General features: G+C 39.5%; 22 protein-coding genes and 1 other RNA gene. 3 read left to right on the top strand and 20 right to left on the bottom strand.

Annotation, left to right across the window (positions count from 1 at the left end):
* Positions 1-26: 26 nt before the first annotated feature.
* The 5 genes from SFC32_RS02445 to SFC32_RS02425 all read right to left on the bottom strand — a co-directional run bounded on the left by SFC32_RS02445 (position 27) and on the right by SFC32_RS02425 (position 4,230).
* Entirely contained in the window at positions 27-953 is a 927-nt protein-coding gene (locus SFC32_RS02445) for an aldo/keto reductase family oxidoreductase (protein ID WP_411049873.1), read from the bottom strand.
* Positions 954-980: 27 nt separating this feature from the next.
* Positions 981-1,478, bottom strand: a complete 498-nt coding sequence (locus SFC32_RS02440) for a beta-class carbonic anhydrase (RefSeq protein WP_074564548.1) — start codon at positions 1,476-1,478, stop codon at positions 981-983.
* 114 nt (positions 1,479-1,592) lie between these two features.
* Positions 1,593-2,954 carry a DNA repair protein RadA gene (radA, locus tag SFC32_RS02435; protein ID WP_074560973.1) on the bottom strand — a complete coding sequence of 454 codons (1,362 nt, stop codon included), beginning with the start codon at positions 2,952-2,954 and terminating at the stop codon, positions 1,593-1,595.
* A gap of 35 nt (positions 2,955-2,989) precedes the next feature.
* A complete protein-coding gene (locus SFC32_RS02430) occupies positions 2,990-3,436 on the bottom strand; it encodes a dUTP diphosphatase (protein WP_411049872.1) in 447 nt (148 codons plus the stop codon).
* A 26-nt stretch (positions 3,437-3,462) separates the two neighbouring features.
* Complete coding sequence (locus SFC32_RS02425) at positions 3,463-4,230, bottom strand: epoxyqueuosine reductase QueH (protein WP_411049871.1); 768 nt, start codon at positions 4,228-4,230, stop codon at positions 3,463-3,465.
* A gap of 200 nt (positions 4,231-4,430) precedes the next feature.
* Between SFC32_RS02425 and SFC32_RS02420 the strand changes: the two genes are divergently transcribed.
* Positions 4,431-5,447 carry an NAD(P)H-dependent glycerol-3-phosphate dehydrogenase gene (locus SFC32_RS02420; protein WP_015695767.1) on the top strand — a complete coding sequence of 339 codons (1,017 nt, stop codon included), beginning with the start codon at positions 4,431-4,433 and terminating at the stop codon, positions 5,445-5,447.
* Positions 5,448-5,512: 65 nt separating this feature from the next.
* Complete coding sequence (gene galU, locus SFC32_RS02415; RefSeq protein ID WP_039696218.1) at positions 5,513-6,427, top strand: UTP--glucose-1-phosphate uridylyltransferase GalU; 915 nt, start codon at positions 5,513-5,515, stop codon at positions 6,425-6,427.
* Between the two features lie 60 nt (positions 6,428-6,487).
* Here the strand turns inward: galU and SFC32_RS02410 are convergent, their stop codons facing one another.
* From SFC32_RS02410 to tgt, 11 genes are all read right to left on the bottom strand, one after another.
* Positions 6,488-7,159, bottom strand: a complete 672-nt coding sequence (locus SFC32_RS02410) for a rhomboid family intramembrane serine protease (protein ID WP_006531016.1) — start codon at positions 7,157-7,159, stop codon at positions 6,488-6,490.
* Positions 7,156-7,683 carry a 5-formyltetrahydrofolate cyclo-ligase gene (locus SFC32_RS02405; protein WP_411049870.1) on the bottom strand — a complete coding sequence of 176 codons (528 nt, stop codon included), beginning with the start codon at positions 7,681-7,683 and terminating at the stop codon, positions 7,156-7,158. The genes SFC32_RS02410 and SFC32_RS02405 overlap by 4 nt, the downstream gene beginning before the upstream one ends.
* Before the next feature lie 284 nt (positions 7,684-7,967).
* Positions 7,968-9,101 (bottom strand): N-acetyldiaminopimelate deacetylase, encoded by a 1,134-nt coding sequence (locus tag SFC32_RS02400; protein WP_133017976.1) that lies wholly within the window; start codon positions 9,099-9,101, stop codon positions 7,968-7,970.
* 206 nt (positions 9,102-9,307) lie between these two features.
* Positions 9,308-10,006 (bottom strand): 2,3,4,5-tetrahydropyridine-2,6-dicarboxylate N-acetyltransferase, encoded by a 699-nt coding sequence (gene dapD / locus SFC32_RS02395; protein ID WP_074603033.1) that lies wholly within the window; start codon positions 10,004-10,006, stop codon positions 9,308-9,310.
* A 226-nt stretch (positions 10,007-10,232) separates the two neighbouring features.
* The gene (locus SFC32_RS02390; RefSeq protein WP_074480136.1) at positions 10,233-11,582 is read right to left on the bottom strand and encodes a glucose-6-phosphate isomerase; all 1,350 of its coding nucleotides are present in this window, start codon (positions 11,580-11,582) and stop codon (positions 10,233-10,235) included.
* A gap of 188 nt (positions 11,583-11,770) precedes the next feature.
* Positions 11,771-11,868, bottom strand: an RNA gene (gene ffs / locus SFC32_RS02385) — signal recognition particle sRNA small type.
* 26 nt (positions 11,869-11,894) lie between these two features.
* Positions 11,895-12,401, bottom strand: coding sequence for a tRNA adenosine(34) deaminase TadA (tadA, locus tag SFC32_RS02380; RefSeq protein ID WP_411049430.1), 507 nt, complete (start codon positions 12,399-12,401; stop codon positions 11,895-11,897).
* Positions 12,401-13,177 (bottom strand): MBL fold metallo-hydrolase, encoded by a 777-nt coding sequence (locus SFC32_RS02375; RefSeq protein ID WP_411049431.1) that lies wholly within the window; start codon positions 13,175-13,177, stop codon positions 12,401-12,403. Before SFC32_RS02375 ends, tadA begins: the two co-directional genes overlap by 1 nt.
* Before the next feature lie 54 nt (positions 13,178-13,231).
* Complete coding sequence (locus SFC32_RS02370) at positions 13,232-13,762, bottom strand: biotin transporter BioY (RefSeq protein ID WP_074869480.1); 531 nt, start codon at positions 13,760-13,762, stop codon at positions 13,232-13,234.
* A 3-nt stretch (positions 13,763-13,765) separates the two neighbouring features.
* On the bottom strand, positions 13,766-14,071 hold the full coding sequence (locus SFC32_RS02365) for a CHY zinc finger protein (RefSeq protein WP_074603037.1): 306 nt from the start codon (positions 14,069-14,071) through the stop codon (positions 13,766-13,768).
* A gap of 129 nt (positions 14,072-14,200) precedes the next feature.
* Positions 14,201-15,343, bottom strand: coding sequence for a tRNA guanosine(34) transglycosylase Tgt (gene tgt / locus SFC32_RS02360; RefSeq protein WP_074482369.1), 1,143 nt, complete (start codon positions 15,341-15,343; stop codon positions 14,201-14,203).
* Between the two features lie 265 nt (positions 15,344-15,608).
* On the opposite strand from tgt, the gene SFC32_RS02355 reads away from it, so the two are divergent.
* Positions 15,609-16,361 carry a DUF975 family protein gene (locus tag SFC32_RS02355; RefSeq protein WP_411049432.1) on the top strand — a complete coding sequence of 251 codons (753 nt, stop codon included), beginning with the start codon at positions 15,609-15,611 and terminating at the stop codon, positions 16,359-16,361.
* A gap of 85 nt (positions 16,362-16,446) precedes the next feature.
* Here the strand turns inward: SFC32_RS02355 and perR are convergent, their stop codons facing one another.
* The 4 genes from perR to SFC32_RS02335 form a co-directional block, all read right to left on the bottom strand.
* On the bottom strand, positions 16,447-16,947 hold the full coding sequence (gene perR / locus SFC32_RS02350) for a peroxide-responsive transcriptional repressor PerR (protein ID WP_039696162.1): 501 nt from the start codon (positions 16,945-16,947) through the stop codon (positions 16,447-16,449).
* Between the two features lie 230 nt (positions 16,948-17,177).
* On the bottom strand, positions 17,178-17,600 hold the full coding sequence (locus SFC32_RS02345) for a CoA-binding protein (RefSeq protein ID WP_411049434.1): 423 nt from the start codon (positions 17,598-17,600) through the stop codon (positions 17,178-17,180).
* Between the two features lie 104 nt (positions 17,601-17,704).
* The gene (gene polA / locus SFC32_RS02340; protein WP_411049464.1) at positions 17,705-20,341 is read right to left on the bottom strand and encodes a DNA polymerase I; all 2,637 of its coding nucleotides are present in this window, start codon (positions 20,339-20,341) and stop codon (positions 17,705-17,707) included.
* Between the two features lie 287 nt (positions 20,342-20,628).
* Positions 20,629-21,573: an AEC family transporter gene (locus tag SFC32_RS02335; protein WP_258255116.1), complete on the bottom strand. Its 945-nt coding sequence runs from the start codon at positions 21,571-21,573 to the stop codon at positions 20,629-20,631.
* Positions 21,574-21,702 lie beyond the last annotated feature (129 nt).

Here is a 21,702-nt window from a genome sequence, read left to right as displayed (position 1 = left end):
ATTTACTCAAAACACTAAAAGCATTTTTATGGCAAATCATTGCCCGCAGCCAAGTAGATTTCATACCATTCTTTTCGCGTCAACTGGATTTCTGCCGCCTTAGCTGCTTCAGCAACACGAGCTTTTTTGGTTGTTCCAATCACAGCTTGCATTTTTGCTGGATATCGCAACACCCAAGCAATAGCAACCGCTGACGGGCTGACATGATATTTTTCAGCCAAACGGTTTAAAACGTGATTTAACTCAGGGTATTTCTCAGAGCCCAAGAAAACACCGCCAAAATAATCAAACTGAAGTACTGACCAAGCTTGAATCACCACATCATGCAAGCGACAATATTCAAAAATACTGCTGTCGCGAACAATCCCAGCCTCTTGTTTCATATTGACATGAAAACCAGCGTCAAAACTAGGAGTAAAGGCTGCACTCAGTTGCAATTGATTAGCCACCAAAGGTTGGTTAACATCTTTTTGAATCAATGCCATCATCATCGGATTTTGATTTGAGACACCAAAATCGATAACTTTTCCCTGTGCCTTCAACAAATCAAAAGCTTCCGCAATTTCTGCAGGCTCCATAAGCGCATCTGGACGATGAAGTAACAAAGAATCAATGTAATCAACATTAAGACGCTCTAAAATGCCATCCACAGCCTCTAAAATATGCTCTTTTGAAAAATCAAAATAAGTAAATTCTTCCATGCAGATACCACATTTTGATTGAATCCACATCTTCTCACGCAAGTCAGGACGACGTTTCAACACCTCTCCTAAGATCTGTTCACATTTTCCATGACCATAACAATCAGCAATATCAAAGGCATTAATTCCAACCGCCAGAGCAGACTCAATCAAGTCTTCAACTTGATCAACCGTCATTTCTGAAATGCGCATTAATCCCAAAACAACTTCTGAAACTTCCTTTTGGCGCTCGCCAAATTTGATATATCTCATTTTTTCTCCTTTTTCAAAATCAAACACCTAGAGTGTTACTTCACTGATGCGACCTGTATCAACATCATAAACAGCTCCTGAAATGACGATATCATCAGGAATCAACGGCGACTCGCGCAGCTTTCTAACATCCTCACGGACACTTTCTTCAACATCAGAAAATGGCAGAAAATCTTTTCCATGAACTGACACACCTAAATCACGCGCCAACTGCTCTGCAAAAGCATCATTACTAAGACCTTGCATCCCACAATCTGTATGGTGCAAAACAACAATTTCGCGTGTCCCAAGTTGCTGCTCTGAAATGACCAACGAACGAATGGTATCATCTGTCACACGCCCACCTGCATTTCGCAAAATATGAGCATCCCCAAGTGCCAAACCAAGCGCATGCGCAACGTGCAGGCGTGAATCCATACAGGTCACAATCGCAACATGTGTCTTAGGTTTTTGTGGCAAATGCGCCGTGCCATGCAAGTCAGCATATGCCTGATTGGTTTTTAAAAATTTTTCAAAATAAGACATAAAAGTCCTCCTAATATAGCCATGAGAGCGTTTTTATCATCTTATCACTTTTAGGATGGATTGTCGCTTAAAAAGACTTAGCACAAAAAAACAGAGGAGTATTCTCCTCTGAATCTATTTAAAAACTTTCTTAAGAACTTCACCGACAGTTGTTACCCCAACCACTTCAATCGTTTCTGGAATGTCAATGCCAGCCAAAGAATTCTTCGGCGCGTAAACTTTGGTAAAGCCAAGTTTTGCCGCTTCATTGATACGTTGTTCAATACGAGTGACACGACGAATCTCACCCGTCAAGCCAATTTCACCAATGAAAGCTTCTTGGGGATTAGTTGGCTTTTCTTTATAGCTTGACGCAATCGCTACCGCAACTGCCAAGTCAATGGCTGGTTCATCAAGTTTCACCCCACCAGCTGACTTGAGATAAGCATCTTGATTTTGCAACAAAAGCCCACAACGTTTTTCAAGTACCGCCATAATCAAACTAACACGGTTGAAATCAAGACCTGTTGTTGTGCGTTTGGCATTTCCAAAGACCGTTGGTGTTACCAAAGCTTGAACCTCTGCTAAAATCGGACGACTTCCTTCCATAGTAACCACGATAGCTGACCCCGTCGCACCGTCCAAACGTTCTTCTAAGAAAACTTGGCTCGGATTAAGCACTTCAACAAGACCACCAGATTGCATTTCAAAAATGCCAATTTCATTTGTCGAACCAAAACGATTTTTCACAGCACGTAAAATACGGAAGGTGTGATGACGTTCCCCTTCAAAATAGAGTACTGTATCCACCATATGCTCAAGCATACGCGGCCCAGCAAGCTGCCCTTCCTTAGTCACATGACCAACAATAAAGGTTGCAATATTATTAGTCTTAGCTAGTTGCATGAGCTCTGCAGTTACTTCACGCACTTGTGATACTGACCCTTGAACCCCAGAAATATCAGGGCTCATAATGGTTTGAATCGAGTCAATAATCAAGAAATCAGGTTGAATTTGCTCAATCTGCGCACGAATGGCTTGCATATTAGTCTCAGCATAAAGGTAAAATTCATTGTCAATATCGCCAAGTCTTTCACTACGTAGTTTAATCTGCTCAGCTGATTCTTCCCCAGAAACGTAAAGAACCGTTCCTTTGTCAGCAAGCTGAATCGATACTTGCAAAAGCAGGGTTGATTTTCCGATACCTGGGTCACCACCGATAAGCACCAAACTGCCTGGCACCACACCGCCACCAAGCACACGGTTAAATTCATCCATGTCTGTCTTCGTGCGTGAGTAGTTAATCGAGCTCACATCTTTTAATTTGGTTGGCTTGCTCTTTTCACCTGTCAAACTGACACGCGCATTTTTAACTTCTTGCACCTCAACTTCTTCGACAAATGACGTCCATGACGAACAGTTTGGGCAACGCCCTAAATACTTAGGAGAATGATAGCCACACTCCTGACAAATAAACGTTGTTTTCTTCTTAGCGATAGCTCATTACCTCCTTTATATTTTTACTCTAAACCTTATTTTCCTGTTGACCCAAAGCCACCAGTACGCACACCAGCTGCTTCGTCACCATCAGCAACCAAGAAAGGCATGAAAACACCTTGGACAATGCGTTCGCCAGCTTCAACCACAACTGTTTCATCTGTAATATTTTTCATTTGCGCAAAGATGTGACCTTCATTGGCTGGATTGCCATAGTAGTCACCATCGATAACACCAACTGAATTAATCAAAACCAAACCTTTTTTACGTGGATTTGATGAACGGTCAAAGAGATAAAGCACTTCGCCAGCTTGCATGTAAGCTTTGACACCAGTTGGCACCAATTTGATTTCGCCAGGTGCGATTTCTGTTGTTTCCGCAGCTTTCAAATCATAACCAGCCGCATGCGCTGTTTCACGTTTTGGTAATAATGTTTCGTCTGTGAATTGAGAAACCAATTCAAATCCTCTAATTTTGCTCATTTTGTCTCCTTAATTATCTATTCGTATTAAATTTCTTTTCCTTCAAAGGTAAAGCGAATGTGTGGGAATTCTTTTTCGCCGTCTTTTCCAACCATAAATTCTTTGGCTTCTTTTTTAATTTGATTCAAATCAACACCTTGAATTTTTGCTGCAAAGACACAGCCACAATAACATTGACGGTAGATATCATATTCTTCACACATTTCAACTGAACGGCGGTAGCCATTGTTTTTCTTGAAATCACTTGGCAAATACTTGGTTGCATAAACCTTTTGAACCTCAATACCGACACTATTAATCACTTGGGAATTTTTGTGCGGGCTGATTGTCAAAGCACTAGCAAAATAGTCATAGCCAAGCTCAACTGCTTTTTGCGCAGCCTTGTCCAAACGATAATCAAAACAAGCCGTACAACGTTCGCCACCTTCAGGTTCGTCTTCTAAGCCATGAACCTTTTGAAAATATTCAGATGGGTCATAAGGTGCTTCGATGAAATCAACCTTATTTCCTGTTTTTTCATTAAATTCTGAGATAAATTTTTGCACCACATAAGCACGGCGAAGATACTCATCCTTTGGATGAATATTAGAATTCGCAAAATAAACCGTCACATCAGCGTATTGCGTCAAATATTCTAATGTATAAGTTGAACACGGCGCACAACAAACGTGAACAAGAATTTTAGGTCTTACTTCTTCTTGCGCCCAACGTTTAGCCATTTGTTGCATGACACGGTCATAGTTGATTTTTTGATTGGGATTCATTCGTGATAAAATCTCTTCTAAATCAATCACAAAAATAGTCTTCCTTTCCAGTACTGATGAGGTCACCCCATTATACCATAAGTTATTTTTCAAAAAAATGACAAAGATTTCTAATTAAAATAGAGCAAAAAAATGACAATTATCACCTGTTTTTTATAAACAAAGACAAACATAGCCGTCTTATGATATAATGGAGATTGTAATCTTGCTCGTTTAAGAGAGGAGTAAAAATGACAAGACAAAAAGTTGCTGTCTTAGGGCCTGGTTCTTGGGGAACCGCTCTTGCACAAGTATTAAACGACAATGGACATGAAGTTTGTCTATGGGGAAATATCCCAGAACAAATCGAAGAATTAAATACGAAACATACTAACACTCGCTACTTCAAAGACATCACAATCTCTGAAGATATCAAAGCGACACTTGACTTGAAAGAAGCACTTACAGACGTTGATGCTATCTTATTTGTTGTCCCAACAAAAGTAACACGTTTAGTTGCCAAACAAGTCGCTGAAACACTTGATCACAAAGCTGTTATCATGCACGCTTCTAAAGGTCTTGAACCTGGAACACACGAACGTCTTTCAACAATTCTTGAGGAAGAAATTCCTGCCGAATTGCGCTCTGAAATCGTCGTTGTCTCTGGACCAAGCCATGCTGAAGAAACAATTGTTCGAGACATTACCTTGATCACTGCCGCTTCTAAAGATCACGAAGCTGCTAAATACGTTCAAAAACTCTTTAGCAACAATTACTTCCGCCTTTACACTAATACTGATGTTATTGGTGTGGAAACAGCTGGTGCACTTAAAAACATCATAGCTGTTGGTGCCGGTGCACTTCACGGTCTTGGTTTCGGTGACAATGCTAAAGCAGCCGTTATCACACGTGGACTTGCTGAAATCACACGTCTCGGGGTTAAATTGGGAGCTAACCCACTTACTTACAGTGGTCTTTCTGGTGTTGGTGACCTTATCGTAACAGGAACATCTGTTCACTCTCGTAACTGGCGAGCTGGTGATGCTCTTGGTCGCGGTGAAAAACTCGAAGACATTGAGAAAAATATGGGAATGGTTATCGAAGGGATTTCAACAACTAAAGTTGCCTATGAGTTAGCTAAAGAATTGGATGTCTACATGCCAATCACAACTGCTATCTACAAAGTCATCTACGAAGGTGCTGATGTTCGTGATAGCATTCTTGGCATGATGTCAAATGACTTCCGTTCAGAAAACGAATGGCACTAAAATTAGAATTATAGTATAATTTAATTCAGCATAGTTTATTTATGAAAAGGAGTTCTCGTATGAATATGAGAAAAGTTAGAAAAGCCGTTATTCCCGCAGCTGGTCTTGGAACTCGTTTCTTGCCAGCTACAAAAGCACTCGCTAAAGAGATGCTTCCAATTGTTGATAAACCAACCATCCAATTTATCGTCGAAGAAGCCTTGAAATCAGGTATTGAAGATATCTTGGTTGTTACTGGTAAATCAAAACGTTCTATCGAAGACCACTTTGACTCAAACTTCGAATTAGAATACAATTTGGAACACAAAGGGAAAACTGATCTTCTTAAACTCGTTAATGACACTACAGCCATTAATCTTCACTTCATCCGTCAAAGTCACCCTCGTGGACTTGGTGATGCTGTCCTTCAAGCTAAAGCTTTTGTAGGCAACGAACCATTCGTCGTTATGCTGGGTGATGACCTTATGGATATCAACAACGATAAAGCTGTACCACTTACAAAACAATTGATTAACGATTACGAAAACACACATGCATCAACAATTGCTGTTATGCCTGTGCCACACGAAGAAGTTTCATCTTACGGCGTTATCGCACCTCAAGGCGAAGGAAAAGACGGTCTTTACAGTGTTGAAACATTTGTTGAAAAACCAGCACCTGAAGATGCACCTAGTGATCTTGCTATCATCGGTCGCTACCTTCTTACTCCAGAAATCTTCAATATTCTTGAAACACAAAAACCTGGAGCTGGTAATGAAATCCAATTGACAGATGCTATCGACACTTTGAACAAAACACAACGTGTTTTTGCACGTCAATTTAACGGTGATCGCTATGATGTCGGTGATAAATTCGGCTTCATGAAAACTTCTATTGACTATGCGCTTCAACACCCACAAATCAAAGATAACATGAAACAATATCTTATTGATTTGGGTAAAAAATTGGAAGCTGAATCAACTAAAAAAGAATCTAAATAATATGCTATAACATAAAAAAGTTCCTCTAGACTTTGTCTAGAGGAACTTTTTATTATAACTTTAATGTAAAGCCAAGACAATCAAGAAAAGACTTAAGCCAACGTAAGCCGCTGCCGCCAACCAACGTTGCCATGGTTTAAACATACCTTTCTCCACAAGCGTTGGTAAAAAGATGGCACATAAGACACCCCCGACAAGACCACCAATATGACCAGCAATCCCAATACTTGGAGTAAATAAATTAAAAATCAAATTCACAATAATCAAAGCTTGATAATTTCTACCAAGTTCTTTCAAATAAGGATTTCTTCCAAAATACCCAGCAACCATAATCGCCGCAAAAACACCGAAAAGCGATGTTGAAGCCCCCGCAGCAATCACGTTTGGCGTAAAGAAAAGCGTAAAGATATTACCAACAATTCCTGACAAAACATACAAAGCTAAAAACTTGTGATGTCCCCAAATCTGCTCTGCTATTTGACCAACAAAATATAGCGTTAAAGCATTGAAAAAGAAATGCTCCCAACCGATGTGGACAAATATCGGTGTCACTAAGCGCCACAATTGACTTGGAAATAAACGTACGTAGGCACCGAACATCCCACCAGTATTAAAAATGGCTTGGTTGGATGTGGCATTTCCAAAATAAATTACCTGCATGGCTATAAAAACCAAAGTCGTTAGAGCCAGCAAAAAAATCGTCACTGGACTTTCTTTAATAACGTTTTTCATCGACTAAATACCTCCATAACAGCGACATCATGACTGTCTGGCTGAAACTCTGCTTTCTGACACTCATAAATCGTACTGATTGTTTTGCCTTTATAATCCACTAAATACCTGTCATAATAGCCAGCTCCATATCCAATTCGAAAACCATCTTGGTTAAAACCAACGCCTGGCACATGAATTAAATCGATTTCTGACTTATCCACAGCTTTATCACAAGCAGGTTCCCACAATCCAAATGATGTTTTCACCAAGTTATCCACATCATAAGGACAAAAAATCATTTTGCCGTGTGGATAAGTTTTTGGAACTAAAATAGTTTTGCCATCTTTTTGAGCTTGTTTAATCAACAATTCAGTATTGTACTCAAAATCAAAAGCTAAATAAGTGGCAATAGTATCCGCTTTTTGATAAGCTGAAGAGGCTAGCAAATCATCTAATAAAGCCTTATCTTTCAAGGCTTTTTCTTTTCTATCTTGATGTTTTAAATGAGCAATGATACTCTTTCGTAAGGCTACTTTTTCCATGCTTTTATGATAACACAAAACCGGTATTTTACTCAGCAAAAACCTTAAAATTTACTTTAAGGTTTCTTTAAGGTTTCTCCGATATACTATATCTATCCTAAATAGCGGTTCTCCCAAACCGCTGGGAATTGGCTCTTTTGGAGTTATTCCCTTTTCATAAATCTCCTGGACATGATTGAAAAATCATGTCCTTCCCTTTTTAAGCCGCTAGCTCCCAATAGCGGCTTTTTTTATTGCTAAACACAAAAGGTAGCAAGACCAAAACTTGCTACCTTATTTTAGATTTAATGACTTGCTTTTTCTTTTAAGAAAGCTGATATTTCACTAACCGCAAATGAAAGAGCTGCTTCATTTGGACTCATCTTAGGATGATGAAGAGCGTACGGTGTTTCAACGCCTAACCAGAACATCACCCCTGGAATTTTATTTAACAAATAGCCAAAATCTTCTCCAGTCATAGCTGGCAAGCAGTCAATCAGATGAACAGCTTCGCGATTTCTGAAGAAATCCATAGCCTCACGCGCCAATTCGGGATTATTTTCCACAGGGAGATAACCACCTTGTTTCAAATTAACCTCTACTTCCATTCCAAAGCTTGCTGCCACCCCTTTTGCAATCTCAGTCACTCGTTTTTGAATCAAGAGGCTCATGTCTTGTGTCAAGGTACGAATGGTTCCATGCAGCTGCGCTGTTTCGGCAATGACATTATTAGTTGTCCCCGAGTGGAAAGAACCAAATGTGACGACACCACCTTGAATCGGGTCTACATTTCGGCTGACAATTGTCTGCACCTGTGTGACAAAATAGGACGCCGCAACCAAGGCATCGTTAGCTTCATGTGGAAAAGCAGCGTGACCACCTTTTCCTTTAAAAGTGATTAAGACCTCACAAGTCCCCGCAAATAGAGTTGAGGTATTTGTCGCGATAGTCCCAACCTTAAAATCAGGTCGCACATGCAAACCATAAAATTCATCTGGCTTCCAATCCCCAAAGGCATTATCCTGATACATGAGCATACCACCTGCTTCATTTTCTTCGGCGGGTTGAAAAAGAAAGAGTAGGTTATTCTTTGGTTGTGTTTGCACTAGCTCATTTAACAAACCAAGAGCTACTGTCATGTGCATATCATGTCCACACGCATGCATGCGGCCCTCATGTTGGCTGGCAAAAGGAAGGCCTGTTTCCTCAACAACAGGAAGAGCATCTATATCTGTACGCCAACCAATTGTTTTTTGAGGAGCAGAACCTTTTAAAAAGACTAAAATCCCAGTTCGCCAAGTTCGTTGTTCCACAAAGTCTTTTCCCACTGTGATTTCTGCGATACGCTCCAAAAGATAAGCCTGCGTCTTAAACTCTTCCAAACCAATCTCTGGAATCTGATGCAAATCACGACGAATTTTAATTAAATCTAAAGTCATATATTTTCCTTAATTTGTGAAAAGGGAGTGGGACAGAAATCGGTAATTCCGAAGAAATTCGATTTCGTCGTCCCACCCCCGCAAGGTTGAGTAGGGTTGTAAAAGCTGATTTATCAGCGCATTAGAGCCCACTCAACTACTGCGTCTTGCTCACTACAACTACATGAGTAATGAAGCTAAATATCTTTTAGCTCAAGAATCTCTTATTACAAATTGCGCAAAGCGTCTTCAAGCGCTGTTTTTTGTTGTGTTTTAGCATCAATTTCTTTAATGACGCGTGCAGGAACACCTGCAACAACAACATTTTCTGGAACATCTTTAGTAACAATAGCTCCTGCTGCAACAACAGAACCATTACCAACTTGAACCCCTTCAATAACAACAGCATTGGCACCAACAAGAACATTGTCACCGATGCGAACTGGTTCAGCTGAAGCTGGCTCGATAACACCTGCAAGAACAGCACCAGCACCAATGTGGCTGTTTTTACCAACGATAGCACGTCCACCAAGAACAGCACCCATATCAATCATTGTCCCAGCACCAATTTCAGCACCGATATTGATAACTGCTCCCATCATAACAACGGCATTGTCATCAATAGTTACTTGGTCACGGATAATCGCACCTGGTTCGATACGAGCATTAATGTGACGTTTATCAAGAAGTGGCACTGCTGAATTACGACCATCTTGCTCAACAACATAGTCTTTGTTTTCAGTCAAATTAGCCAAAAGTGGTTCAACATCTTTCCAGTCACCAAAAAGCACATTGCCAAGTTTTAGGACGTTTTCTGGAACTGCTGCAGCCAATTCACCTTCAAATGTCACCTTAACATTTGTCTTTTTCTCCGCATTCCCAATAAACGCAATAATCTCTTGAGCCGTCATTTTTTGTGCAGTCATATTTAAGATACCAAAAGTGTTAGAAAATCGAGAACAGATAGCTCTCTTTTCTCGTCAAACACCCTATCCCTTCTAATTCAAATTTAGTTAATTGTATACTATTATACCAAATATTCAGAAAATTTGGAAAGAAATTTCTTTGATTTTTCACTAATTTGATTTGTAGACTGCTAACCACACAAAAAAAGCTTCCTTTCGGAAGCTTTTTTATCTGTGTATTGATGAATTAAAGACGTGCGTTCAATTCTGCTGACAAGTCTTCAAATCCTGGTTTACCAAGAAGAGCAAACATGTTTTTCTTGTATGCTTCTACACCTGGTTGGTTGAATGGGTTAACAGCGTTAAGGTAACCTGAAAGACCGATAGCCAACTCGAAGAAGTAGATTGTGTAACCAAGAGTGAATTCATCTTGTTGAGGAAGTGTCAAGAACATGTTAGGTACTCCACCGTCAGTGTGAGCAAGAAGTACACCATCAGTTGCTTTTTTGTTTACGAAGTCAACGTCTTTACCTTGAAGGTATCCAAGACCATCAAGATCTTCTGACAATTCAGGGATAACAACGTTTTTACGTGGTTTATCAACACGAACAACTGTTTCAAAGATGTTACGGTAACCTTCTTGGATGAATTGTCCAAGTGAGTGAAGGTCTGTTGAGAAGTTAGCAGATGTTGGGTAGATACCTTTTTGGTGTTTACCTTCTGATTCACCAGCTAATTGTTTCCACCATTCACCGAAGTATTGAAGTGATGGTTCGTAGTTAGCCAAGATTTCAGTGATGTAACCTTTACGGTAAAGTACGTTACGAACTGCAGCGTATTGGTAAGCGATGTTTTCTGAGATTTCAGCAGAAGTCAATTCTTTACGAGCAGCGTTAGCACCGTTCATAAGAGCTTCGATATCGATACCAGCAGCAGCGATTGGAAGAAGACCTACAGCAGTCAATACTGAGAAACGTCCACCAACGTTATCTGGAACAACAAATGTTTCCCAATCGTTAGCAACTGCTTCAACTTTAACAGCACCTTTAGCTTTATCAGTTGTAGCGTAGATACGTTTGTTAGCTTCTTCTTGACCGTATTTTTCAACTAGAAGTTCTTTGAAGACACGGAAAGCGATAGCTGGTTCAGTTGTAGTACCTGATTTAGAGATAATGTTAACTGAGAAATCTTTGTCTTTAACGTATTCAACAAGGTCTGCAAGGTAAGTTGAAGAAATTGAGTTACCAGCGTAAAGGATTTGTGGGCCTTTACGGTCTGCAGATGCTTGAAGGTTGTAGAAGTGATTGCTCAAGAAATCGATAGCAGCACGTGCTCCAAGGTAAGAACCACCGATACCGATAACGACAAGAACTTCGCTGTCTGATTGGATTTTAGCAGCAGCTTTTTGGATACGAGCAAATTCTTCTTTGTCGTAGTTTTCTGGAAGGTCTACCCAACCAAGGAAATCAGAACCAGGTCCAGTACCTTTACGCAAATATTCGTCAGCAACGTTGACTTGTGTTTGCATGAAGTCGATTTCTTCTTGTTCGACGAATTGACCCAACAATTTTGAATAGTCAAATTTAATATGTGTCATTACAATACTCCTCAAAAAATTAAATTTCTCTTCTATATTACTCTTTTATGCACTTTTTTTCAATCATTTTTACTAAATAATCCTATAAAATAAAGCGTTTCACGGACTTTTTCTAACTTACTGAAAACTTTCATGAAACAATCATTCAAGCGTGAAAAACTCCACTTTTTTTGCATGATTTCAAGCATTTTAAAGAATAAAAAAGAGCACACACCTACAATCGCTTAGGGCTGCTGGATTCCTCCCCTGACCCGCTTCACGCGCAGATGTTGCTCCGATAGCTATTATATCATATTTTTTTGATTATGCAAATTAGCACTGCTCTTTAGCTTGCTTCTTGGCTGCTTTTTTCTTCTCACGATTTTGACGGAAAAAATCTTGCATGATTCCAGCGCACTCTGCTTCAAGAATGCCAGTCTCCACCTCAACACGGTGGTTGAGACGAACATCTGTCAGAATATCGTAAAGGCTGCCAGCACCGCCAAATTTTTGATTAGCCGCCCCATAAATCACTTGCGGAATACGGGCAAGCCCAATAGCTCCGCTGCACATCACACAAGGTTCAATGGTGACAAATAAAGTACTCTCAAGCAAACGCCAGTTGCCTTCGTTCTCATTAGCTTCATTGATAGCCATAATTTCAGCGTGCAAAATCGCTTTTTGCTCTTCTTCACGCGCATTGTGCCCACGTCCGATGATTTTGCCATCCTTAACAATAACACAACCAATAGGAATCTCGTCTTTTTCTAATGACTTCTTAGCCTCATTCAGCGCTTCGCGCATGAAATACTCTTTTTCTTCCTGCGTAAATTCAGCCATTAGAGCTCCCCGATTTGCCAAGATTTGTGTGGTTCAGCCAAGTCAACTGGCACACCGTCAGCAAAACTTTGTGCTTCTTCTTTAAGAACTTGAAGATGATTTTTAGCATCAATACCTTGTGGAGGTACTGGTGGTGTATGTGTCAAAACGAGTGATTTAACACCTGCGGCTTTAGCAATCTGTCCAGCTTCTTTTGTTGTCAAATGTGCTGGGTGATTTTCATTACCAGCATAAAGATAAACATCTGCTAAAAAGAGATCTGCGCCTGCGGCGAATTTTTCCAATTCAGCAAAATAGCCTGTGTCACCAGTAAAGACAAGTGTCTGACCGGTAGCACGTTCAACAATACGAAAAGCGTAACAAGGAACGGGATGAACAGTCTTAATAAAGGTAATATCAAATGGACCAATCTGTTCAACACCTGAGACATTATAGGCTTTTCCTTCAGAGACACCAGGCAAAGTCAATTTAGCAAACTCAACTTCGTCTTCATTGTGACCGTAAATCGGCAAAACCTTTGGTGTCCAAAGGTGTTTTGGATAAAGTTGGAAATAATGGCGAAGTACACCAAGATCAGCAATATGATCAGGGTGATAATGTGAAATAATCACCGCATCCAAATCAAGTGGGCTGATTTCTTTTTCTAATTCTGTGACGGCACGGCTTCCACAATCCATAAGCAATTGAAAACCATCTTCGCTCGTAACAAGATAAGAGGTTGTTCCGCCATCTTTATAAGGGTATGCTCCCCAGCAACCAAGTGTTGTGAGTTTCATAATAGGCTCCTTCTTTGTTTACTTTACCCATATTATAACAAAAAATATGTCCTTTTACGCGAGAGCCAATTGTTCTTTGTATTTATAAGCGATAAGACTGGCAAGAATTGCTTTGATAGTATCCCCAGGAATAAAAGCAAGATTTGATAATAATGAGGTCATCAAAGGCATGTGCATATAAACTGACAAATAAATGGCCCCTAACAAATCAACAAACAAAACTCCGCCTACTAAAATCGCGATCACATTTCCAATAAACGATGACGTTTTAAAAGCTTTCAAAATCAAACTGACTAGCATTGGTACAAAAAACCAAGCCACCACATAACCAGCCGTCGGACCAGCTAAAACCGCAAAAAATGTACTCCCAGAAAAAGCTGGCAAAAACATCCCTAATAAGTAAAATAAGAGAATTGATAAACTTCCCTTCTTCCAGCCTAATAAAACACCAGCTAACATGACTCCCAAATTCTGCAAAACAATCGGAACAGGAATAAATCCCAGTGGAATGGCTGGAATGAATCCTAAAATAACCAAAATAGTTGCCATCATAGCAATGTAAAGTAAATCCCTGACGTTTTTCATAACCTACTCCTTTGAAAAATAAATAGTCTCATGTAACTGACACTTTGGATTAAAGGCATGGTGACAATAAGGACAAAATCCCTTTTTATACTCCGTAAAAGTTAACGTATGACGACAACTGCCGCAAAGCACTGGTGCATCATCATCTACCGAAACAGGCTCAAAAGGATGATCTCGCAACTGATCATGACACTGATAACAAGCAAAATATTCCTGACACTTGCTACATTTCAAAGCAACAACATCACATGCTGTATGATAGTGTCGACATCTTCCCTCACTATCAAGATCAACTCCATAAATCATCATTATCACCAACCTTTTAACAAAGTTTACTACTTCATTTTATTTTAGTCAACTACTTTTTGTATATAGGTTAACACTTTTTGAAGTTCAAGTAAAAAAGCCTGAAACAATCGTTTCAGGCTTTATAATATATTAGAAATTACGGTCACTCTTATTGTAGCCATAACGTTCAAAGAAATCTTCACGGAATTCCAAAAGATTATCATCCATGATTGCTTGACGAACTTTTTTCATCAAGTTTACAAGGAAGTAAAGGTTATGGTAACTTGTCAAACGAAGACCAAATGTTTCATCAGCTTTAAGAAGATGACGAATATAAGCACGTGTGTAGTTGCGACATGTGTAGCAATCACAATCATGATCAAGTGGTGTAAAGTCTTCTGCGTAAGCTGCATTTTTAACAACCAAACGACCTTCACTTGTCATACATGTTCCATTACGAGCGATACGTGTTGGAAGCACGCAGTCAAACATGTCGACACCGCGGATAACACCATCAATCAAGCTATCTGGTGCACCAACCCCCATAAGGTAACGTGGTTTGTTTTCTGGCAACATTGGCACTGTGAAGTCAAGCACAGCATTCATTTCTTTGTGTGACTCACCAACAGCAAGTCCACCGATTGAGTAACCTGGGAAATCCATACTTACCAAATCATTAGCTGATTGACGACGAAGGTCTTTGAAACCAGCTCCTTGAACGATACCAAAAAGTCCTTGGTCGTGCGGACGACGGTGAGCTTTCAAACCACGTTCAGCCCAGCGGCTTGTACGTTCGATTGATTTTTTAACGTAATCGTATGGTTGATAGAATTGTGGGCATTCGTCAAAACTCATCATGATATCTGAACCCAAGTTATTTTGGATTGAGATAGCTTTTTCTGGTGACAAGAACATTTTTTGACCATTGAGGTGGTTTTTAAAGGTAACCCCTTCTTCGGTAATATTACGTGTCTCAGCTAATGAATACACTTGGAAACCACCACTATCTGTCAAAATAGCTTGGTCCCAATTCATGAATTTGTGAAGACCACCAGCACGAGCGATTAACTCATCACCTGGACGCAACCATAGGTGATAAGTGTTTGATAGGATAATTCCTGAGCCCATTTCTTTGAGTTCTTCTGGTGATTGTGTTTTAACCGTTGCTTGTGTTCCAACAGGCATGAACATTGGTGTTGGGAAAGTCCCGTGTGGTGTGATAATTTCACCCAAACGAGCTCCAGTGTGTTTTTCTTTCTTAATTAAACGATATTTAATCGGATAATCTGTCATCTTTTTTCTCCTAGCTACCACAAAAAACAGTTGTGGGCATTTTTAATAGTGTCATGATTAGAAATAATCAGACTGAGAAAACCTCGGAAAAGCTTCCTAGATTCTTACAATACATTGCTTAAAAAGCGCAACCTTTACGATTTTACCAGAAATCACCTTTTTTGTCATGTTTACCTCTTTTCGTGTGACTTCTCTAATACAAGGTGCTATAATGAAAGCGTGGAAGTAATTACATTTTAGGAAACTTTTTAAGGAGGTCCATATTATGAAAGCTTCAGAAACTCGTCGCAAAGCTAGGGAATTTTTGAAAACTCTCTCTGGCAAGTATCAATTGTTTATCGTTCCTATCATTTTAGCTATCCTTGCTGTCTCAATCAGTTACAAGGAAACTTATACTTACAATGGTACTGAATTTAGCATTACTGAATCCGTTCCAGGAATCATCAGCATCTTGTTAGCATTGTTCCTTGCATCAGCAAGTTACGCTGTTCTTGATGTCATGCGTCATAAAACCGACCATGTTGAAGTAGGCGACAATATGCGTGTCTTCTCCAATGAACTATTCGGTAAATACGTCATTACCGCTATTGTAAAATGGTTCTACATTTTCTTATGGTCATTGCTTGCATTTGTAGGTATGATTCTTCTTGTTGCAGGAGCTACAGCCGCTTCAAGCAAAGACAGTAATGTCGGACTCTTTGTTGCTTTACTTGGCTTTGTTCTTATGATTGCTGGTTTTGTTCTTTCAATCATCAAACAATACTCATATGCCATGACTACATTTGTTCTTTACGATGCTGTTGCCAACGGTACTTACGATGGTCCTAACAGCGTTATCTCTAAGAGTAAAGAATTGATGAATGGCAACAAATGGCGCTACTTCTGCTTACAATTTAGCTTCATCGGTTGGTATATCTTGACTGGCCTAACATGTGGCTTGCTTCATTTCTATACACTTCCATACACTACAACTGCTACACTTTACTTCTATGAAGATTTGCTAGATAAAGCAGAATAATAAATCATTAACAAGCAAAAAATCTCCAGTAATACTGGGGATTTTTTATGATTAAAAAGAGAGCTTGGAAATTTTCCCAAACTCTTTATTTATTATCTTCTCGGTAAGCCATGAAAGGTTCGCCGGCTGCTTTGAGCTTTTCTTGGCATTTTGGACAAATACCGTAGGCTGTCAATTGAACCTTAGTAATCATGTAGCCGGTTTGTTCATAAGCTTCTTTTCCAATATCGATAGCATCAACATCCATAAAGTCTGCAATATCGCCACAATATTTACAAACGATATTAATGTGCTGGTGACCCATGAAATCGTAGTAAGTTGTTGGGTCGTTAGTCACTTTTAACTCAGCAACAAACCCTTCTTTAACCAAGACTTTCATGTTATTGTAAACTGTTGCCAAACTCATATTTGGGTGTTCTGGCAAAAGGTCTTTATAAATCTTCTCAGCACTTGGGTGCTCATGGCTATTTATGATATAAGCGATAATGGCTTTACGAGTCTCCGTGATACGAATGTGCTTTCTTTTGAGATGCTCAATGACATTTTCATAGGCATCCAAAGGACGGTGATGGGTATGAATGTCCATTATGGCTCTCCTGTTCTATTTATTAAGGTCATTATAACATAGTTTATCTGTCAGCCATCCTGACATGCTCATTCATTTTATTATAAAAATCTGACGATTTCAAGTTTTCAGAGTAAAAGTTAACTATTTTTCTCAAAAAGGCTACTAATCTAGCATTTTTAGCCAATAAAAAATGAGAAAATTCATTTTGAAAGAATCTCCTCATTTTCATTGTTGTTTTCAAAAAACTTTTACAAGCCTTGGTATTCAATCTTAATACACTTGTTCATGACGATTTTATCACGTCCAGCGGCCTGCAATATATCTGCAGCTTCTTGACTTTCGAGTCCAAGTTGTGCCCAGAAGACATCAGCATCCGTTTCAATGAAATCTTTGGCAACTTCAGGGAGAAACTCACTGCGCCTAAAGACATCGACAATATCAATATGGACAGGAACATCTTGAAGCGAAGCATAGACAGTTTCACCAAGAACCTTTTGACCCGCAAGGCGAGGATTGACCGGAATAATGGTGTATCCTGCTTCTTGCATAATCTTTGAAACGCCATATGCTGGGCTATTTTCACGGTAAGACAAGCCGACAACTGCAATGGTTTTAGCATTTTTAAGATAAGATGCAATCACATCTTGGCTAGGATTTTGAAATGGTGTCATTTAGCTGCCTCCTTTTATTGCGTTTTTCTTAAGTATAGCAAATCATTGATTTTCTGCCTAGCAAAAAGGAAATGACTGTATCAGCCACTTCCTTTTCATTTTTTCTATTTTGCTTCGTACCATGTTTGGCCTGCACTTTCGTCTGCCACAAGTGGGACTGAAAGTTCAATGGCTGATTCCATGGTTTCTTTGACTAATTTTTCAATAGCTTCTAGCTCGTCTTTTGGCACTTCAAGGATGATTTCATCGTGTACCTGAAGAAGCATTTTAGTCTTGAACCCACCCTCAACAAGGGCTTTATCAAGGTTAATCATAGCGATTTTGAGAATATCAGCTGCGCTACCTTGAATTGGTGAGTTGATGGCTGTACGCTCTGCAAATTGACGTACGTTGAAATTGCGAGCATTGATATCTGGCAATTCGCGACGACGGTGGAAGAGCGTTTCAACATAGCCTTTATCTTTGGCATCACGCACCACGCGCTCCATGTAGTCTTTAATACCTGGGTAGCGTTCGAAGTAAGTCTCAATGTATTGTTTTGCCACTTTACGTGGAATGCCCAGATTATTAGCAAGACCATAATCAGAAATACCGTAAACAATACCGAAGTTAACAGCTTTGGCGTTACGACGGTCATTTGGTGTGACGTCTTCAGCTTTTTCGATACCAAAGACACGCATGGCTGTTGACGTGTGGATATCTGCTCCCTCACGGAAAGCCGCAATCAAATGTTCATCATTTGAAATGTGGGCTAGCACGCGCAACTCAATTTGTGAGTAGTCAGAGCTCAAAAGCACTTCATCTGCTGTCTCCGGGACAAAAGCTTTACGAATCAAGCGACCTTGTTCCAAACGCACTGGAATGTTTTGCAAGTTAGGATCAACACTAGACAAACGCCCTGTTTGCGTCAAATCTTGCAAATAACGCGTATGAATTTTGCCATCTTTCAAGATAAAATCTTGCAAACCAACGATGTAAGTTGATTGAAGTTTAGCGATTTGACGGTATTCCAAAATCTTAGACACGATTGGTGAGATTGGGGCCAAGCGTTCCAAGACATCTACTGCTGTTGAATAGCCTGTCTTAGTTTTCTTAGTGTAGCTTGTTGGCAATTGCATCTTGTCAAAAAGCAATTCTCCCAATTGTTTTGGTGAATTAATGTTAAATTCCATGCCAGCAAGGTCATAGATTTCTTGTGTCAACTCATCAATAACAGCTTGATTGGCTTTTTCCATGTCTTGCAGCGTTTCTTTCTTAACTGAAATACCAGCGATTTCCATCTTAGCAAGAACGTTTGCAAGAGGTTGTTCCATGTCAAAAAGAAGACTTGCTTGTTGATGCTCTGTCAACTTGTCTAGCATGGCTTTTTCAGAGTGGTTCAAAACGACAATCTTACGAGCCAGGTGGCTAAGAAGCACAGCTTTATCTGGCACCGCGCGTTTAGCCCCTTTACCATAAACTGCTTCATCGCTATCAAGAACATACTCTGTATAAAGACGAGCAATCGTTGATAATTCATTGTCATCCACGGTTGACAAGAGGTATTTCGCTAAGCGGCTGTCAAAGGCTGGCGCTGGCAAATCAATGCCTAAATGGCTAAGAAGAACTTTGCTGCGTTTGAAATCATAAGTCTTGATTGGTTTAGCTAGCGCTGCTTTGAACAAATCGTCCTTAAGCAACTCAAGGTTTGTTGAGGCATAGATTGCCTTGTCATTTCCCCAAGCAAAACCAATGATGTTTTCAATATGATAATTATCACCTAAAATTTCAAAATAGAAAAATTGGTCATCTGTGAACATGTCATCACTCAAGCTGTCCACTTCAGTGTAGGCAACGTCAAATTTTTCTTGTTTCTTAGTAGCACCAAGATTGTCTTTAAACTGTTTGAAGCCCATTTCATCATAAAATGGCACAAGTTTTTCTAAGTCTGGTCCGCTGTAATTAATATCATCTAAGCCAATCGCAATCGGCGCTGTGATGTTAATTGTAGCCAAGGTCTTAGATAAGAAAGCTTGCTCTTTATCATTAATCAAGTTTTCTTTCATTTTAGATTTCTTCATGCCGTCGATGTTTTCGTAAACACCTTCAAGGCTTCCGTATTCTAAGAGAAGTTTTAGACCTGTTTTTTCACCGACTTTGGTAACACCAGGGATATTATCGGATTTATCACCCATAAGGGCTTTAAGGTCGATGAATTGTTTTGGCGTAATGCCCATTTTTTCCATGAGGTAAGCTGGGGTGAATTCTTCAAACTCAGCCACACCTTTTTTAGATATTTCAACGGTTGTATTGTTATCCGCCAATTGGATAAGGTCTTTATCCCCACTGACAATGGTTACGTCGTATTCATCTTCATTTTCAGCCAATTTATCCAATGTTCCGATGATGTCATCAGCTTCATAGTTTTCCAACTCATACCAGTTGATACCCAATGCTGTTAACATTTCACGGATGTATGGCAACTGCTCACGAAATTCATCTGGTGTTTTAGCACGACCAGCTTTGTAATCTTTGTACATTTCCGTACGGAAAGTTGTCTTTCCAGCATCAAAAGCCACCAATACATGCGTTGGCTGAACTCTTTCTAATAAATGATTGAGCATAAGGTGAAAACCGTAGATGGCATTGGTGTGCAGACCAGCACGGTTTTTAAAGCGATCAATCTGATTGTAGAGTGCAAAAAAGGCACGATAAGCAACGGATGACCCGTCAATTAATAATAATTTCTTCTTGTTTTCCATGGCTTTATTATACCACATCTTGAGCCTACATTTGGCTCTTAAAGATGTTTCAAAAAGAAGAAAAAATTTCTCCTTAAGCTTACTTTAAGCCCCCCCACTTATACTATAGTCATTCCTAAAACTTTCACAACTAGCTTTGCTAGTTTGACGTTCATCTAGAACTCCCAATTTAGATGAATGTATCTTTTTCATAATCTCCTTAAAGTCTAGCTCTGCTAGGCTTTTTGTATTAAAAAAGCATCCCAATCGTTAGATGGTCTGTCTAACTTTTGGAATGCAGATGATATTTATAAAACATTCAATAAGAGCATAAGAATGGGAACAACAACCATGGTCAAAATGGTCGATTCGGTTACCATAATGGCTGCATAGTCACTATCTGCTCCGTAAAGTTTAGCCACAACAGGTGCATTGGTCATGACTGGCATGGCTGATTGAATAATAAAGACTTCTTTCATCAATTGTGGCATTTGGGTGTGTTTGACAATGATTAACATCAAAAGTGGAGCAATCACGAAACGCCCGACTAAGACCAAGACATTATCCTTGGTAAATCGCAAACGTGATAGCCCTGCATTAGCCACCGAAATCCCAATGAAAATCATCGACAAAGGGATGGTCAAATTGCCCAAATATTGGAAATCACTCAGCAAGAAAGCTGGGAGTTTGATATTTAAAAGAACCAAAATCACCCCGATGATGAAGCCCATAAGTGGTGGTGAGAAGATTTTCTTCAAGGTTCCTCGCAAATCAAGCGTGACTTCTTTGCGACCATCTTTTTGAATCAAATAAGTCCCAATAGTCCAGAAAAATGTCGTGTTACACATGTAATAAACCAAGACATAAGGAATACTTTTATCCCCAAAAAGTGCTTGATTGATGGGAAGTCCCACAAAAATCGTATTAGAATTAAAAAACATAGAAACAAATAAGCCCTGATGCTTTTTATCAATCAAGAATAAATGAGCTACCGCTACAGCAATAGCTAATAAAATCACCATCGAAAGTGCTGGAAAACGCAATTGTGGCAGCATTTCAAGTAACTCTTTTGCCGTAAAACGCCCGACAATGGTTGAAATCATATAGCATGGTAATGCTACCTGTGTTACCAACTTGGCAATGAGATTCGGCGCTTTTTCGTCGAACCAACCTTTTTTGGTTAGCACATAACCGACTAATACCATGATAAGAATAATCAGAACACCCGAAAAACTACTCACAAACCTTGCCATTGCTTACTTCCTTTTCATCTTTTAGTTTCAGTATAGCATATTTTTAGCGCTTTCTTAACTACTTTTATTAATATTACCCCAGTCATTTAAAAAAGCTAGAAAAATAATAATTCTAGCTTTCTTATTCTT

The organism is Streptococcus sp. TATVAM-FAB8 (assembly GCF_046592795.1).
Taxonomy (GTDB): domain Bacteria; phylum Bacillota; class Bacilli; order Lactobacillales; family Streptococcaceae; genus Streptococcus; species Streptococcus ruminicola.
This window is presented reverse-complemented; position numbering and strand designations above follow the sequence as displayed.